The sequence below is a fragment of the Pseudomonas sp. B21-010 genome, assembly GCF_024749325.1.
GTDB lineage: Bacteria > Pseudomonadota > Gammaproteobacteria > Pseudomonadales > Pseudomonadaceae > Aquipseudomonas > Aquipseudomonas kilonensis.
In genome coordinates, this window is the sequence record NZ_CP087198.1 from 2,286,239 (window position 1) to 2,301,189 (window position 14,951).

The 14,951-nt window shown below is 61.5% G+C and carries 12 protein-coding genes; 2 read left to right on the plus strand and 10 right to left on the minus strand.

Annotated features, from left to right (window positions below):
• The first annotated feature begins 156 nt into the window (after positions 1 to 156).
• Complete coding sequence (locus LOY50_RS10225; RefSeq protein WP_258690780.1) at positions 157 to 1,854, plus strand: AMP-binding protein; 1,698 nt, start codon at positions 157 to 159, stop codon at positions 1,852 to 1,854.
• 1,544 nt (positions 1,855 to 3,398) lie between these two features.
• On the opposite strand, the gene LOY50_RS10230 is transcribed toward LOY50_RS10225, so the two are convergent.
• From LOY50_RS10230 to LOY50_RS10240, 3 genes are all read right to left on the minus strand, one after another.
• Positions 3,399 to 4,298 (minus strand): hydroxymethylglutaryl-CoA lyase, encoded by a 900-nt coding sequence (locus LOY50_RS10230; RefSeq protein WP_003199998.1) that lies wholly within the window; start codon positions 4,296 to 4,298, stop codon positions 3,399 to 3,401.
• A 152-nt stretch (positions 4,299 to 4,450) separates the two neighbouring features.
• A complete protein-coding gene (locus tag LOY50_RS10235) occupies positions 4,451 to 4,852 on the minus strand; it encodes a MerR family DNA-binding transcriptional regulator (RefSeq protein ID WP_057447765.1) in 402 nt (133 codons plus the stop codon).
• 187 nt (positions 4,853 to 5,039) lie between these two features.
• Positions 5,040 to 5,969: a LysR family transcriptional regulator gene (locus LOY50_RS10240; protein WP_003200002.1), complete on the minus strand. Its 930-nt coding sequence runs from the start codon at positions 5,967 to 5,969 to the stop codon at positions 5,040 to 5,042.
• A 177-nt stretch (positions 5,970 to 6,146) separates the two neighbouring features.
• Here LOY50_RS10240 and LOY50_RS10245 point away from each other — a divergent pair, with 177 nt between their 5' ends.
• Positions 6,147 to 7,376, plus strand: coding sequence for an acyl-CoA dehydrogenase (locus tag LOY50_RS10245; RefSeq protein WP_018611522.1), 1,230 nt, complete (start codon positions 6,147 to 6,149; stop codon positions 7,374 to 7,376).
• Positions 7,377 to 7,516: 140 nt separating this feature from the next.
• Here LOY50_RS10245 and LOY50_RS10250 read toward each other — a convergent pair whose 3' ends face one another.
• The 7 genes from LOY50_RS10250 to LOY50_RS10280 all read right to left on the minus strand — a co-directional run bounded on the left by LOY50_RS10250 (position 7,517) and on the right by LOY50_RS10280 (position 14,951).
• A complete protein-coding gene (locus LOY50_RS10250; protein ID WP_018611520.1) occupies positions 7,517 to 8,386 on the minus strand; it encodes an oxaloacetate decarboxylase in 870 nt (289 codons plus the stop codon).
• A gap of 189 nt (positions 8,387 to 8,575) precedes the next feature.
• The gene (astA, locus tag LOY50_RS10255) at positions 8,576 to 9,610 is read right to left on the minus strand and encodes an arginine N-succinyltransferase (protein WP_253473145.1); all 1,035 of its coding nucleotides are present in this window, start codon (positions 9,608 to 9,610) and stop codon (positions 8,576 to 8,578) included.
• Between the two features lie 61 nt (positions 9,611 to 9,671).
• On the minus strand, positions 9,672 to 10,688 hold the full coding sequence (locus tag LOY50_RS10260) for an arginine N-succinyltransferase (RefSeq protein WP_258690781.1): 1,017 nt from the start codon (positions 10,686 to 10,688) through the stop codon (positions 9,672 to 9,674).
• Positions 10,689 to 10,798: 110 nt separating this feature from the next.
• Complete coding sequence (locus tag LOY50_RS10265) at positions 10,799 to 12,148, minus strand: APC family permease (protein ID WP_258690782.1); 1,350 nt, start codon at positions 12,146 to 12,148, stop codon at positions 10,799 to 10,801.
• 73 nt (positions 12,149 to 12,221) lie between these two features.
• On the minus strand, positions 12,222 to 12,974 hold the full coding sequence (locus LOY50_RS10270) for an N-formylglutamate amidohydrolase (protein ID WP_253473154.1): 753 nt from the start codon (positions 12,972 to 12,974) through the stop codon (positions 12,222 to 12,224).
• On the minus strand, positions 12,958 to 14,310 hold the full coding sequence (locus tag LOY50_RS10275) for a glutamine synthetase family protein (RefSeq protein ID WP_258690783.1): 1,353 nt from the start codon (positions 14,308 to 14,310) through the stop codon (positions 12,958 to 12,960). Before LOY50_RS10275 ends, LOY50_RS10270 begins: the two co-directional genes overlap by 17 nt.
• A complete protein-coding gene (locus LOY50_RS10280) occupies positions 14,307 to 14,951 on the minus strand; it encodes an isochorismatase family cysteine hydrolase (RefSeq protein ID WP_258690784.1) in 645 nt (214 codons plus the stop codon). The genes LOY50_RS10275 and LOY50_RS10280 overlap by 4 nt, the downstream gene beginning before the upstream one ends.

Consider the following 14,951-nt stretch of genomic DNA (forward strand, 5'->3'; position numbering starts at 1 on the left):
TTTACGTTAACGTAAGCCTGCGGCGAGAGGCTGTCAATCGCCCTTTACGTTAACGTCAACTTGGGCCAGAGTAAGTGCGCTCGAACAGCTCTTACCCAACGCATCTGAGCATGAGATTCACCGCTACACCCACTAATAAAGACAAGAGGGGGCGTCATGGATCAACCCGGTTCGCATTCGCAGCACAGCTACACCCGTGGCTCCCAGGCCAAGGCTTTGCTGGCCCAGACCATCGGCGAGGTTTTCGACCAGACCGTGGCCCGCTATCCGGAGGGCGAGGCGTTGGTGGTTCGCCATCAATCGCTGCGTTACACCTGGCGACAGCTGGCCGAGACCGTCGATCTGCATGCCCGAGCCTTGCTGGCGCTAGGCTTGAAAACCGGCGATCGCCTTGGCGTATGGGCGCCCAATTGCGCCCAGTGGTGCATCAGCCAGTTCGCCAGTGCGAAGATCGGCGTCATTCTGGTCAACATCAATCCGGCCTATCGCGTCTCTGAGCTCGAATACGTGCTGAAACAATCCGGATGCCAATGGTTGGTGTGTGCCGGGGCGTTCAAGACCTCGGATTATCACGCCATGTTGCAAACGCTGGCACCCGAGCTGGCGGAGCAATCGATGGGCCACCTGCAGAGCGAACGCTTGCCGGATTTGCGCGGTGTGATCAGCCTCGATTCCCAGCCGCCGGCAGGTTTTCTGCCCTGGTCGCAACTGGCCGCCCTGGGTGCGGCGGTGACGCCTGCACAACTGGCCGAACGCCAATCCTGCCTGCGGTCCGATCAACCGGTGAATATCCAGTACACCTCCGGTACCACCGGCTTCCCCAAGGGCGCTACCCTCAGTCATCACAACATTCTCAATAACGGTTACATGGTCGGCGAAAGCCTGGGCCTGACGGCCGACGATCGGCTGGTGATCCCGGTGCCGCTCTACCATTGCTTCGGCATGGTCATGGGGAACCTGGGCTGCATGACCCATGGCTGCACCATGATCTACCCCAACGATGCCTTCGACCCGTTGCTGACGCTAAAGGCCGTGGCCGAGGAAAAAGCCACGGCACTGTATGGCGTACCCACCATGTTCATTGCCCTGCTGGACCAGCCACAGCGGGGCGACTTCGACGTGTCCAGCCTGCGCACTGGCATCATGGCCGGGGCCACATGCCCCATCGAAGTGATGCGACGGGTCATCAATGAAATGCACATGGCCGAAGTGCAGATTGCCTACGGCATGACGGAAACCAGCCCGGTGTCATTGCAGACCGGTCCTACCGACGAACTGGAACTGCGCGTAACCACCGTCGGCCGTACCCAGCCGCAGCTGGAAAGCAAAATTATCGATGAGGCCGGCAATATCGTCCCACGTGGTGCTGTCGGTGAGTTGTGTACCCGCGGCTACAGCGTGATGCTCGGTTACTGGAACAACCCCAAGGGCACCACCGATGCCATCGACCCGGATGGCTGGATGCACACCGGCGACCTGGCGACCATGGACGAGCAGGGCTACGTGCGCATCGTCGGGCGCAACAAGGACATGATCATCCGCGGCGGGGAGAATATTTACCCGCGTGAGCTGGAGGAATTTTTCTTCACTCACCCGGCGGTGGCGGACGTGCAGGTGATCGGCATCCCGTGTTCGCGCTATGGCGAGGAAATCGTTGCCTGGATCAAGTTTCATCCCGGCCACAGTGCCTCCGAACAAGAACTGCAAGCCTGGTGCAAGGAGCGCATCGCCCACTTCAAGACGCCGCGTCATTTCAAATTCGTCGAAGAGTTTCCCATGACGGTCACCGGCAAGATCCAGAAATTCCGCATGCGCGAAATCAGCATCGAAGAACTGCGCGATAGAGAAGGCTGAGCAAGATCCCCTGTGGGAGCGGGCTTGCTCGCGAAGGCGGTGTGCCAGGCGACATAAGTGTTGGCTGTGCCGCCGTTTTCGAGCTCAAGCTGCAAGGGTAATAGCCCGACAGGGCCAACAGCCGTAGGGGGATATCCGTTGCTGCGGTAACGGCTGCTTAGGGTTTCGCCCTTACGGCGACTCACTTTCGAAGAGCGCGAAAGTAAGCAAAGCGCTTTTGCCCCACCACTTGGCACCTCGCTTAGGCTCGGTGTGCCCTCACTCCGGCATTGCTCCGTGGGCCCGCCGCGAAGGGCCATCCATGGCCCAGCGCGGCTATCCCGGCATCCATGCCGGGATGCCCACTCCACAATGCCTGCGTTCGGCCAGCGTGGTTAACGGGGCGCCGAGATCAACGTCCACCGCGAGGCGGCCTGATAGCCGACCTGGTTCTGGGTGACCGCATTCATCCTGTGGGAGGCTCGCTCCCACAGGTTTTGCGGTGCACATGGGCTTTGGGTCTGCTGAAGATCCAGTGTGGGAGCGAGCTTGCTCGCGATAGCGGTGGCTCAGTCACATAGATGCGGGCATGTGCACTGCTCTTGCTCTTGCTCTTGCTCTTGCTCTTGCTCTTGCTCTTGCCCTTGCTCTTGCCCTTGCTCTTGCCCTTGCTCTTGCTTTGGATCTTGATCTGAACGCCCCGTTAAACCACGCTGGCCGAACGCAGGCATTGCGCAGTGGGCACCTCGGCATGGATGCCGAGGTAGCCGCGCAGGGCCATGGATGGCCCTTCGCGGCGGCCCACGGAGCAATGCCGGAGTGAGGGCACACCGAGCCTAGGCGAGGTGCCAAGTGGTGGGGCAAAGCGCTTTTGGTTACTTTTGGCGCTCTTCCAAAAGTGACCCGCTGTAAGAGCGGAACCATAAGTCGCCGTTACCGCAGCAACGGATATGTACTCGATCAACAAAATCCAGGCCACCTGTCAGGCCACCTTCGCAAGCAAGCCCCCACAAGAAAAACCCAAACCCCAGACAGCACAAAGGGGAGCCGAAGCTCCCCTTTAATTTTGTCGTCGCGTGCTCTTTTTTTATTATTGAGGGGCGGCCTGTTGTTGTTTTTGGTAGCCGTTGCCCTTTACCGCTGTTTTTGGCGATCCCCATCCGGGATCAAGAGCAAACGTATTTTTTTGAGCGCTGATCTGCTTTTTCGCCTTGCGATCCAACCGATTCGGGAGCTACCTGAAGGTAGTTTTATTGTTCTCTGCCCGGTTGCGGGTTGCTCCTGAAAGCACCCTGAAAAGCACATCCTCTCCAAAAAAATCTGTTAGCTGCGTCTCTGCCGTGTTGTTTTTGTTATGTCAGAGTCGTTTCGTCTTGTTTTTATTGGGTTTGCTGCGTTTTTTTATTCTTGTTATGCAAGAGATATAGCAGGTGGCGTGCCAACTTTTAAAAGTCTATATAAATCAATGATTTGTATTTTTTAGCTGAAAAACCTGGCGCGCCAAACCTGACAAATTGTTTCCGTGTTACTCGTTTCGCCGCTGTTACAAAGCCAGCGGTAACACCTCACTGTGCGCTGCGGGCCTTGGCGACACGCGAACCGCTAGGGCGGCCGAGGACGTCGCAGATCTGCCGACCCGCGGCGATCAGGGCGTCCAGGTCGACACCGGTTTCGATACCCAAGCCATTGAGCAGGTACAGCACGTCTTCGGTGGCAACGTTACCGCTGGCGCCCTTGGCATAAGGGCAGCCGCCCAGGCCGGCGATGGAGCTGTCGAACACCGCGATGCCTTCCAGCAGGCTGGCGTATACGTTGGCCATGGCTTGGCCGTAGGTATCGTGGAAGTGTCCGGCGAGCTTGTCCCGAGGCACCTCGGCGCCCACCACCTCGAACATCCTGCGGGTGGCCCCGGCGGTGCCCGTGCCGATGGTGTCGCCCAGGGAGACCTCGTAGCAGCCCATGGCATACAGCTCCCGAGCGACCCAAGCCACCTGCTCAGGCTTGACCGCACCTTCATACGGGCAGCCCAACACGCAGGACACGTAACCGCGCACACTGACGCCGTGTTGTTTTGCGGCCTCCATGATCGGCGCGAAACGCTCCAGGCTGTCCTTGATGGAGCAGTTGATATTGCGCTGGGAGAACGCTTCGGACGCGGCGGCGAACACCGCCACCTCTTTCACGCCCGCTGCCAGTGCATCTTCAAAACCCCGCAGGTTCGGCGCCAGGGCGCCATAGGTCACCCCGGGCTTGCGCTGGATCTGCGCGAACACCTCGGCGGAACCGGCCATTTGCGGCACCCACTTGGGCGAGACGAAACTGCCGACTTCGATGTAACCCAGGCCGGCGGCGCTCAAGGCATCCACCAGGCGCACCTTGTCGGCGACGCTGATGGGTTGTGCTTCATTCTGCAGCCCGTCACGGGGGCCGACTTCGATCAGGCGTACAAAGGAGGGGAGGGACATGGGGATTGACCTGTAGTGAGTTGCCAAAGTATCGAGAACGATGCTGCCCCCTGTGGGAGCGAGCTTGCTCGCGATAGCGGCGCAACTGACATCATCCATGTTGACTGACATACCGCTATCGCGAGCAAGCTCGCTCCCACAGGGGGGAAGTGTTACTGGACGATTTCCTCGCCCTTGATCGTCTGCTCCAACGCCTGGATGCAGCGTTCTTCGGCGGTGTCGAGTTCCAGCTTCATCTGTTCGATGTCCAGCAATTGCTGTTCGAGCTGTTCCCGGCGCTCGGCGATTTTCGCCAGCATGCTGTGCAGCTGTTTCTGATTGCCGCTGGAGGGGTCGTAGAGTTCGATCAGCTCGCGGCACTCGGCCAGGGAAAAACCAATGCGCTTGCCGCGCAGGATCAGCTTCAGGCTGACCTTGTCCCGCGGCGAATAAATGCGCTCCTGGCCTCGTCGCTCCGGGCTCAACAGGCCTTGTTCTTCATAGAAACGGATGGCCCGGGTGGTGATATCCAGCTCACGGGCGAGGTCGGAGATGCTGTAGGTCTGGCTGCTCATGGACGCGCTCGAAACGAAAGGGGCTGGCGCTAAGCTAAAGGCAGGTTTACGTTCGCGTCAAGCAATGAGGTTTTGCACACAAAACCTGTGGGAGCGAGCTTGCTCGCGATGACGGCGGCACATTCAACATGAATGCAAGCTGATCCACCGCTATCGCGAGCAAGCTCGCTCCCACAATTTTGATTGCCTAGACCTTGTCGAGCTTCTTCTCATGGGCCGTCACCTGCTGGCACAGCTCGATCATCTGCTCGCGCATCCAGCGGTTGGCCGGGTCCTGGTCGGTGCTTTCATGCCAGTAGAGGTGGGTTTCCACCGGCGGCACATCGTTGACGGGTAACAGGAAGGCGTGCAGATCGTGACGACGGGCAAAGCGCTCGGGGACGGTCATGACCATGTCCGTTTGTTGCAGCACCTGGGAGGCCATCAGGTAATGCTGGGAGCGCAGGGCGATCTTGCGCTGGATACCCATCTTGCCGAGGGCCAGGTCGACATAACCCAGCCCGTTGCGGCGGCTGGAAATATGCACGTGGGTCTGGGCCAGGTAATCATCGAGACTGATTTTTTCCTTGCCCGCTAACGGATGGCCCTTGCGCATGGCGCACACGTAGCGATCTTCCATCAACTTGACGTGGCGTACCTGCGGGTCGGTGTTGAGCGGTGCGTCCACGGCGAAGTCGAGGCGGCCGGCGGCCAGCTCCTTGGTGGTTTCACGGCGCTTGGAGAGGAAGCTCTCGATCGCCACGGTGGGTGCCAGGCGACGCAGGCGCTGGAACAGCAGCGGCAGGATCACGCCTTCGGTGAGGTCGGTCATGCTGATGCGGTAGGTCTTGACGGCCTGCAACGGGTTGAAGATCCGGCTTTCCTGCACCGATACCCGCAGCAGCGACAGGGCGTTGCGCACCGGACCGATGATGTTCTGGGCCATGGGCGTCGGCACCATCCCTTGGGCGGTGCGCACGAAGAGCGGGTCGTTGAAGGTCTCGCGCAGACGCGCCAGGGCATTGGACACGGCCGGCTGAGTGATGCCGACGATCTGCCCGGCGCGGGTCAGGTTGGCTTCGGTGTAGATCGCATCGAAGACAATGAAAAGGTTGAGGTCGACCTTGCTCAGATTCATGGCGCTGCACTCTTGTTCTTGGGCTTGTTGTGAGGTGCCGGGTGGCGATGAGAATCAGTGAAACATATATCGGTGATGAATGTTAATACACGCCGAGAATAGGTTAGGTAAATTTTCGTAGCTGAACTAGCATCGATTTCATGACCTAAAACAACCTCTGCCAAGAAGGTGCTGCTCATGGATTTTGCGTATTCCCCCAAGGTTCAGGAACTGCGTGAGCGCGTCACGGCGTTCATGGATGCCTACGTCTACCCGGCCGAAGCAGTGTTCGAACGGCAAGTGGCCGAAGGCGACCGCTGGCAACCCACGGCCATCATGGAAGAGCTCAAGGCCAAGGCCAAGGCAGAAGGCCTGTGGAACCTGTTTCTGCCTGAATCCGAACTGGGTGCCGGCCTGACCAACCTGGAATACGCGCCGCTGGCAGAGATCATGGGGCGCTCGTTGCTGGGGCCGGAGCCGTTCAATTGCTCGGCGCCGGACACCGGCAACATGGAAGTGCTGGTGCGCTATGCCAATGAAGAACAAAAGCAACGCTGGCTCGAGCCCCTGCTGCGCGGCGAGATCCGTTCGGCCTTTGCCATGACCGAGCCGGACGTTGCCTCCTCGGACGCCACCAACATGGCCGCCCGTGCCGAGCGCGACGGCGATGAGTGGGTCATCAATGGCAAGAAGTGGTGGACCTCAGGGGCCTGCGACCCGCGCTGCAAGATCCTGATCTTCATGGGCCTGAGCAACCCTGATGCGCCGCGCCATGCCCAGCACTCGATGATCCTGGTGCCGGTGGACACCCCGGGGGTCAAGATCGTCCGGCCACTGCCGGTGTTCGGCTACGACGATGCGCCTCATGGGCATGCCGAAGTGCTGTTCGAGAACGTGCGGGTGCCGTACGAAAACGTCCTGTTGGGTGAAGGACGCGGCTTTGAAATTGCCCAGGGGCGCCTTGGCCCGGGCCGGATTCATCACTGCATGCGTTCCATCGGCATGGCCGAGCGCGCACTGGAGTTGATGTGCAAGCGTGCCGTCAGCCGCACGGCCTTCGGCCAGCCATTGGCACGCCTGGGCGGTAACATCGACAAGATTGCCGACTCGCGGATGGAAATCGACATGGCGCGCCTGCTGACGTTGAAGGCGGCATACATGATGGACACGGTCGGCAATAAAGTGGCGAAGAGCGAAATCGCCCAGATCAAGGTCGTCGCGCCGAACGTGGCCTTGAAGGTCATTGATCGGGCAATCCAGATCCACGGTGGTGCCGGGGTCTCCAACGATTTCCCGCTGGCCTATATGTACGCCATGCAACGCACCCTGCGCCTGGCCGACGGCCCGGACGAAGTCCACCGCGCGGCCATCGGCAAGTTCGAGATCGGCAAGTACGTGCCGAAAGAAATGCTGCGTAGCAAGGGCTAGGATCTGGCCCACCACGGGCCTCTGTGGGAGCAAAGCTTGCTCGCGATAGCGGTGGGTCAGCTTGCATCAATGTGGGAGGTGCCACCGCCATCGCGAGCAAGCTTTGCTCCCACAGGCTAATCCTGTGGGGGCGAGTCCGCTTACTCCTTGACGCTCATGTACTCCTCGGCCCAGCGGATGTAGTCCTCGGGCTGGGTGTAGGTGTGGGTCAGTTCGGTGGCGCTCAGGTCCGAAGCCTGGGTGAAGATCTGCCGTTGTTCGCGAAGGCTGTCGTAGGTCGCCTTGATCGCGGCGAAATAGGCGCCGTGGCCGTCGATGGTCACGCGTACGCCCAATTCGGCCAGGCGCTTGTCGTCGCGCAGCAACGGGTTGCCATAAGTGACAAGCATCAGCGGCACCGTCAGGTTTTCGCTGATCTTCTCCAGGTGATCGAAGTCTTGCACGCCCACCATGCAAATCCCGTCCGCCCCGGCACGCTCATATTGCCGGGTGCGGCTGATGATTTCCTGGACCGGCAGAATCGCAGCGTTGGTCCGGGCGATGATCGCCATTTCCGGATCGACTCGCGCCTCCAGCGCCGCACGAATCTTGCCGACGCCTTCGGCTACGCCGATCAGGTCGGTGGATTTACGCCCGAACTGGGCCGGCAGCAAGGTGTCCTCGATGGTCAGCGCCGCGATGCCGGCCCGTTCCAGTTCGACGATGGTGCGCATCACGTTCAGGGCATTGCCGTAGCCGTGGTCGGCGTCGGCAATCACCGGCAGTTGGGCCACGCGGCCGATGCGGGTGGCCTGTTCGGCAAATTCGCTGAGGGTGATCAGGGCGAAGTCCGGCGCGCCCAATACTTGCAAAGACGCCACCGAACCTCCCAGGATACCTACTTCGAAACCCAGGTCGGCGGCAATGCGCGCCGACATTGGGTCAAACACCGAGGCGGTGTGGTAGCAGGTGTTGGAAGCCAGCAATTGGCGAAAGTTACGACGCAAATCTTGATGGGAAAGCCTGGACATATGAGTTCCACCAATGGAATGGAAGGGCTTGAGCAAAAGTGTCAACGCCGAAAGATCCAAAGGCTATCACGTGGCAAGCGCAAAGATGATGACGAATGTGTATGGGTGATGCCGTTATGGCATCAAGCGAAACAACGGGCCCGCAAGGTGGGCCGCCGATGCCCTGGCGGTCAGTCGGGATACGAGGGGCTACGCCGCCACAGCCTGCCGGGCCTGCTTGAGCAATGCCACGGCCCGCACCGTATCACCCGGTTGCACTTGCAGGCGTTTGGCGGTGAGGCGATCGACGAGCAGCTTGTGGCCATGCTGGTGCGCGCGAGCGCTGGTGACGCGGCAGTTTTCCTGGCGCCGATTGTGAATCAGCCAGACCGGTGCCTGTTCGTCCGGGGTGCCAATGACCAGGGTCAGCATCTGGCTGTCGCGGACGGTGCGGATCTTCGACACCGGCGCCTCGATCACCGGGCCGCCGTCAAAGATGTCGATGTAGCCCTTATGGCTGAAACCTTCGGCGCTGAGGATCTTCAGGGCTGGCTCGGTGTTCGGGTGAGCCTTGCCGATCACCGCCCGGGCCTGTTCGGTGAGCAGGCAGGTGTACAGCGGCTGGCGTGGCATCAGTTCGGCGATGAACGACTTGTTGCCCATGCCGGACAACTGATCGGCGTAGCTGAAGTCTTTCTTGAAAAAATGCCGTCCCAGGCTATCCCAAAACGGCGAACAGCCTTGTTCGTCGGCATGGCCCCGCAGTTCGGCGATCAGTTTTTCGCCGAACAGCTGGGGAAACTCGGCCACGAACAGCAGGCGCGCGAGGGACAGCAGGCGGCCGTTGTGGCCATGGCGCTGCTCGGGGTGCAGGAACAACGAGCAGATCTCCGATTGCCCGGACATCTCGTTGTTGAGGAACAGGGTCGGGATCTGCCGCTGGATCCCCAGCTCCGGCGCCGAGCTGACCGTCAGCCCGACCCGATAGTTGTACCAAGGCTCGCGCAGCCCGACCGCGCCGGTCAGGGCGCTGATGCCCACTACCTGCCGATCATCGTCTTCGAGCACGAACAGGTAATCGGCGTCGGCACGTTCGACTTGTCCGGCAAAGGTCCGTTGGGCCCAGCGAATACGATGGGCCAGGCGCTCTTCGTTGGCCGGCAGGCTGGTGAAACCGGGGCCTGCGCAACGGGCCAGGTCCAGCAATGCGGGCAGATCGGTAATGGCGACCGGACGGACAATCATGCTGCAGCTCCTTCATTGTGTCGGTCCAAGCGCTGATGCGTGCCACGGGATCGAGTGAGGTTCATAGGGCAACCACCCGGATCCGCTCGCCATCCATGACGCCCAGGGCGGCCAGCATGTCGGGCGACAGGGTCACGGGGCTCTCGGCGTTGACGTCCAGCTCGGCGACGATGGCCCGGTAGTTTCCAAGACGGTCGTTACTCACCAGGTAACGGCCCCTGGCATCGATCTGCAGGCTTTGCCGGGCCATGGCGTTCCGACTTTGCGTGATGGTACGGACGTTGGCGATACGGGCATGCAAGGTCGGCCCACCGTCGAAGATATCGACGTAGCTGTTGGTCTCGAAACCCTCGCGCGCCAGGATGTCGAAGGCTTCCTGGCCGTCGGGATGCACCCGGCCGATGCAGGCCTGGGCCGCTGGCGGCAGCATGGGTACGTAGATCGGGTATTGCGGCATCAGCTCGGCGAGAAAGGTCCGGCTTTGCAAGCCACACAGCCGTTCGGCTTCGACGTAGGGCAGGTCGAAGAAGTGCTGGCCGATGGCATCCCAGAAAGGCGACTGACCGTCCTCGCTGCTGAAACCGACGATTTCGGTGATGACCGATTCGGCAAAGCGCTGGGGATGGGCGGCGATGAACATCAGCCGGGCCCGGGACAGCAGCTCCGATTCCGGCGTGCGCACCCGCTTGGCGTCGATGTGGAAGCCACGCAGCAGCGTCTGTCCGTTGAGGTCCTGGCACAGTGACAGCGCGGGCACGCCATGCTGGATATTCAGCTCCCGGGACTCGCTGGAAAATGGCCGGTTGCGCAGGCTGTAGAACGGTTCGTTGTAACCGGTGCTGGAGAGAATTTCCGAACAACCGACCAGGCGCCCGGATTCCAGGTCCTCCAGGACAAAGAAATAATTCTCCGCGCCAGGGCCCTGCACATCGGCCTCGAACGAGGCGCACGAGTCGAGGATCTTTTCCTCCAGGCGCGCGGTATCGTCCGGCAGCGACGTGACACCCACCAGGCTGTCACGGGCCAGTTGTTGCAGTTGCGGCAGATCGGTTAATTGAACTGGACGTAAGGCCAGCATGGATTGCACTCCTGTTCCAGAGAGCCCGGTGACCAGCACCGGGCTTGACGATCACTGTCGATGTCCACGCGTTGTAACCACGGTTGGCCGAATCATTCGACCGCCGGCCCTCACTGACCGGCCGGATCGGGCACGGCGCTAGGGTTGCCGAATTTGTTGAGCACACACAGGTAGATCACGCCCGCGGCGATCCAGATCAGGCCGAGCTTCTGCGCAGCCACGCCCATGTTGTACATGATGGCCGCGACGATCACGAAGCCGACCAGTGGGCAAATCAAGTGGCGAATCAGTTGGCCGGACTGCTGGCGGCGCCAGTAGTGGTTGATGACGGTGATGTGCAGCAACATGAAGCCGCTCAGGGCGCCGAAATTGACCAGCGAGGTGAGGGTGTCCACGGCGTCGATGAACAGGTAGCAGATCAACAGCGACAGCACCGCCACCAGGTAGATGCTCAAGTACGGGGTGTTGTGTTTCGGATGGACCTTGGCGAGCATCTTGGGCAACTGGCCGTCCCGTGCCATGCCGAACAGCAGACGCGACACCGCCGCCTGCGAAGTGATCGCCACGGCCACGCCCCAGGCCAGGGCCGTGGCAACCGCGGTCAAGGTGGCCAGCCAACCGCCAGCTGCCAATTCGGCGATTTCATAGAATGCGGTGTCGGCGGACTTGAAACCCATGCCGGCGGCCAGGTCGGTGGCGATCCAGGTCTGCACCACGAAGATCGCCCCCATCACCAGCAAGGTCACCAGGGCTGCCTTGCCGACGCTGCGGCCCGGGTCGCCCTTGATCTCTTCGGCCAGGGTGGAAATGGCGTCGAAGCCCAGGAACGACAATACCGCGATGGACACGGCTTGCATCAGCAGGGCGAAGTTGAAGTGTTCCGGGCTGTACAGCGGCGCCAGGGTCAGCTGGCCGTTACCGGCCCCGCCGTGCAGGGCGTTCCAGGCGTAGAACAGGAAAATCCCCAGCACCACCAGCTGCGCCAGCAGGAAAATGATGTTCATCCGCGCGGTGAAGGTGATGCCCCGCAGGTTGACGAAGGTCGCGCTTACCAGGAAGGCCATGATGAAACCGACCTTGGGGATGTCCGGGTACAAATGGTTCAGCGCCATGGCGGCGTAGACATAGAGCAGCGGCGGGATCAGCAGGTAGTCCAGCAGCATCAGCCAGCCGGCAATGAAGCCGACGTGTGGGTTAAGGCCCCGTTGCGCGTAGGAATAGACCGAACCTGCCACCGGAAAGGCCCGGGCCATGCTGCCGTAGCTCAAGGCAGTAAACAGCATCGCCACCATGCCGATGATGTACGCCAGCGGCACCATCCCCGGTGCCTCGGCGTTGACATAGCCATACACGCCGAACGGGGCGATGGGGATCATGAAAATCATCCCGTATACCACCAGGTCTGTCAGCGACAGGCCGCGTTTCAATTCCTGTTTGTAGCCAAATGCCTCAATGCTCATGAGCCGTTTTCCTTTTCAGCTGTGTGGGTTGCTCTTGCTTGCTGTCTGTCGCTGGAAACTTGCCGCTGCCGCGCTACAGCAGGGGCGCCAGGTAGGCGCTCCAGGTCCGCACCGCTTCGGGGCTGCGCAGTTGGTCGTTGCGCACTTCGATCAACACCGAATCCAGGCCGCGGCCATCGCCGTGCACTGGAACCGTCACGTCGGTCAGGGGGTTGATCTTGTAGGGCTGGTTGCCCGCTGCCCGCAGCGAATGCCGGCCCAGCCCGTCGACGATGTGCTGGGCGTATTCCTTGGCTTCGCCGAACAGCACGCCCGCTTCGAGGGCGCGCGGCTGGCCATAGAACACCGGGGTGAAACTGTGGATGCCCACCACGCGCACCAGTCGGTTGGCGGCCAGGCGCTGGTCGATCAACGCCCGCAACCGATCATGGAAGGGATGGAACAGGCGCTGCTGGCGATATTCGCGAGTAGCTTCGTCCAGGGCATGGTTACCCGGAACCTGGTAGATCTCACTCTGGGCCGGAATGCTGTCGGGCACGTGCAGCGGGCGGTTGAGGTCGATCAACAGCCGTGAGTAATTGGCCGACAGCAACGTTGCGCCGAGGGTTTCGGACAGGCGTTCGGCCAAGGCCAGGGCACCGATGTCCCAGGCTATGTGCTCCTGGGAGGCCGTTTCATCCAGGCCCAGGTCGTTCAGCGCATCGGGAATGAAGCGGCTGGCGTGTTCGCACACCAGCAGCACCGGGTGTTCGGATTCCTCCCGGGCCAGTCGGTAGGGTGGCCTGGTGTAGAGGCCCGATTCAGCACACTCAATAGATTCGTGCATAGTGCTCACAACGCTCGGCAGGTGACAGCGCCTCGGTCAAGGCCAGCTCCTGGGCCTTCAAGGCGAAGTAGGTTTCGACCAGCGGGCTGGGCAGGGTCTCGAGCAGCGCCCCGCTGTGGCGCAGGCAGTCCAGTGCCTGGGCCAGGGTTGTCGGCAGGGCGATAATGCCACGGGCACGACGTTGTGCTTCATCCAGCTCATCGGGTATTTCATCGGTGACAGCGTTCAATGCCAGCCGTTGCTGGATGCCCAGTCGCCCGGCAATCAGCAGTGCCGCCATCGCCAGGTGCGGCGAGGCGGTGGCGTCCATGGCGCGGAACTCCAGGTTGTACTGGTTCGCCAGCGGTTTGCCGCTCAGGCTCACGGTCGGGCAGATGCGCAGCGCCGCTTCGCGGTTGCGCTGTCCCAGGCACGCATAGGATGCGCTCCAGTGATGAGGTTGCAGGCGCTCGTAAGACACCGGCGTCGGCGCAGTCAGCGCACACAGTGCAGGCAGATAGTGCAGCACACCAGCGGCCCAATGCTGGCCGAGGCTGGACAAGCCATTACTGCTGGCGGCGTCATGCAGCACCGGGTCCGCGCTCAGGTCTTGCAGGCTCAGGTGTAAATGCACGCCGTTGCACACGGCGTTTTCCGCGGTCTTGGGGGCGAAGCTCAGGTCCAGGCCCATTTGCCGGGCGATTTCGCGGGTGATTTCCCGGACGTTCACGGCCCGGTCGGCGGCGGCAACGCCCAAAGTCGGGCGGCAGGTGATTTCGTATTGATGCTGGCCATATTCCGGCAGGAACATTTCCGGCTCGACACCGCCGGCCCGCAGGGCACTGAGCAACCACCCGGCAAATTCGGCCTGCCGGCGCTGGGCCTGGAGGCTGAAGGCCGGGCGATCAGGCTGCGCAGGCGTGGCAAGCAGGTTGAATTCATGCTCGAACGCAGCGAAAACCTGCAAGCCCAGTTCGGCGCGATAACGCTCCACTTCGTCCTGCAGCAGCGTGCGCGGGCAAGCACTCCAGGGCCGGCCGTCGGTCTCCCGAATGTCGCAATGGATGAAGTCGAGGACGGGCGCCTGGGCGTCAGGGCCGTTGTTGACGGTCACCCGACTGGACAGGTCCGGCACCAGCCGCAGGTCGCCATAGGCGCCCCAAGGGTTGGTCGAAGCGATGATGTCCTGAGGCGTCAGTGCGCTGTTGGCCGGCACCCAGCCACAGCCAGCGGTGACGTAGTGGGGCAATTCATCAGTGGGAAACGAGCGCCCACGGGTCACGCCGATCAGGTCGGTGGTCACCAGGGTCGTCACGGGCAACGGGGCGAGGACGGCGGCAGGATCGAGGCGACTCATGGCTGCATCTCCTGCAAACGCGCGAGCACGGTGTCGGTATCGGTGATCCAGCAATAGCCCTTGATCGCGTTCAGGCACGCCAGGTGCCGTTGTTCGGTGTAGGTGGCGCAGGCATCTTCCACCAGCGTGACCAGGTAGCCGCGATCGGCGGCGTCGCGCACGGCCATGTCGACGCACTGGTCGGTGACGATGCCGGCGACGATCAAGTGGCGGGTCTGCAGGTTGCGCAGCACGTAGTCGATGTTGGTGGAGTTGAACACCCCGGAGGAGGTCTTGGGCAGCACGATTTCGTTTTCCAGCGGCGCCAGTTCGGCAATGATCTGCGCCTCGGGGCTGCCCTTGGGCAGGTGCATGTCCGACAGCTTGTGATCCAGGGAACGGTCGCGGCCATCGGCGGTGAGGCTTTCGATGTGGGTGTGCAACACGTTGTGCTGCCCTTCGCGCATCGCGTTGAGCAAGCGCTGCTGGCTGGGAATGACCTGCTGGCGGGCCCGCTGGATGAAATACTCGGCCTCGCGGGTGTGCAGGTGGGCATCGAATTGCGGTTCCAGCCAGGCGCGTTGCATGTCCACCAGCAGCAAGGCGGTGTGCTGGCAGGTGAACGGCAAATCCCGGGGCGAGCGGTGGGGGAGCGAGAACAT

Coding starts and splice junctions, on each gene's coding strand:
- LOY50_RS10260 (WP_258690781.1), bottom strand. CDS start 10,688: ATGCTGGCCTTACGTCCAGTTCAATTAACCGATCTGCCGCAACTGCAA.
- LOY50_RS10275 (WP_258690783.1), bottom strand. CDS start 14,310: ATGAGTCGCCTCGATCCTGCCGCCGTCCTCGCCCCGTTGCCCGTGACG.
- LOY50_RS10240 (WP_003200002.1), bottom strand. CDS start 5,969: ATGAATCTGAGCAAGGTCGACCTCAACCTTTTCATTGTCTTCGATGCG.
- LOY50_RS10230 (WP_003199998.1), bottom strand. CDS start 4,298: ATGTCCCTCCCCTCCTTTGTACGCCTGATCGAAGTCGGCCCCCGTGAC.
- LOY50_RS10225 (WP_258690780.1), top strand. CDS start 157: ATGGATCAACCCGGTTCGCATTCGCAGCACAGCTACACCCGTGGCTCC.
- LOY50_RS10250 (WP_018611520.1), bottom strand. CDS start 8,386: ATGTCCAGGCTTTCCCATCAAGATTTGCGTCGTAACTTTCGCCAATTG.
- LOY50_RS10265 (WP_258690782.1), bottom strand. CDS start 12,148: ATGAGCATTGAGGCATTTGGCTACAAACAGGAATTGAAACGCGGCCTG.
- LOY50_RS10235 (WP_057447765.1), bottom strand. CDS start 4,852: ATGAGCAGCCAGACCTACAGCATCTCCGACCTCGCCCGTGAGCTGGAT.
- LOY50_RS10280 (WP_258690784.1), bottom strand. CDS start 14,951: ATGTTCTCGCTCCCCCACCGCTCGCCCCGGGATTTGCCGTTCACCTGC.
- astA (WP_253473145.1), bottom strand. CDS start 9,610: ATGATTGTCCGTCCGGTCGCCATTACCGATCTGCCCGCATTGCTGGAC.
- LOY50_RS10270 (WP_253473154.1), bottom strand. CDS start 12,974: ATGCACGAATCTATTGAGTGTGCTGAATCGGGCCTCTACACCAGGCCA.
- LOY50_RS10245 (WP_018611522.1), top strand. CDS start 6,147: ATGGATTTTGCGTATTCCCCCAAGGTTCAGGAACTGCGTGAGCGCGTC.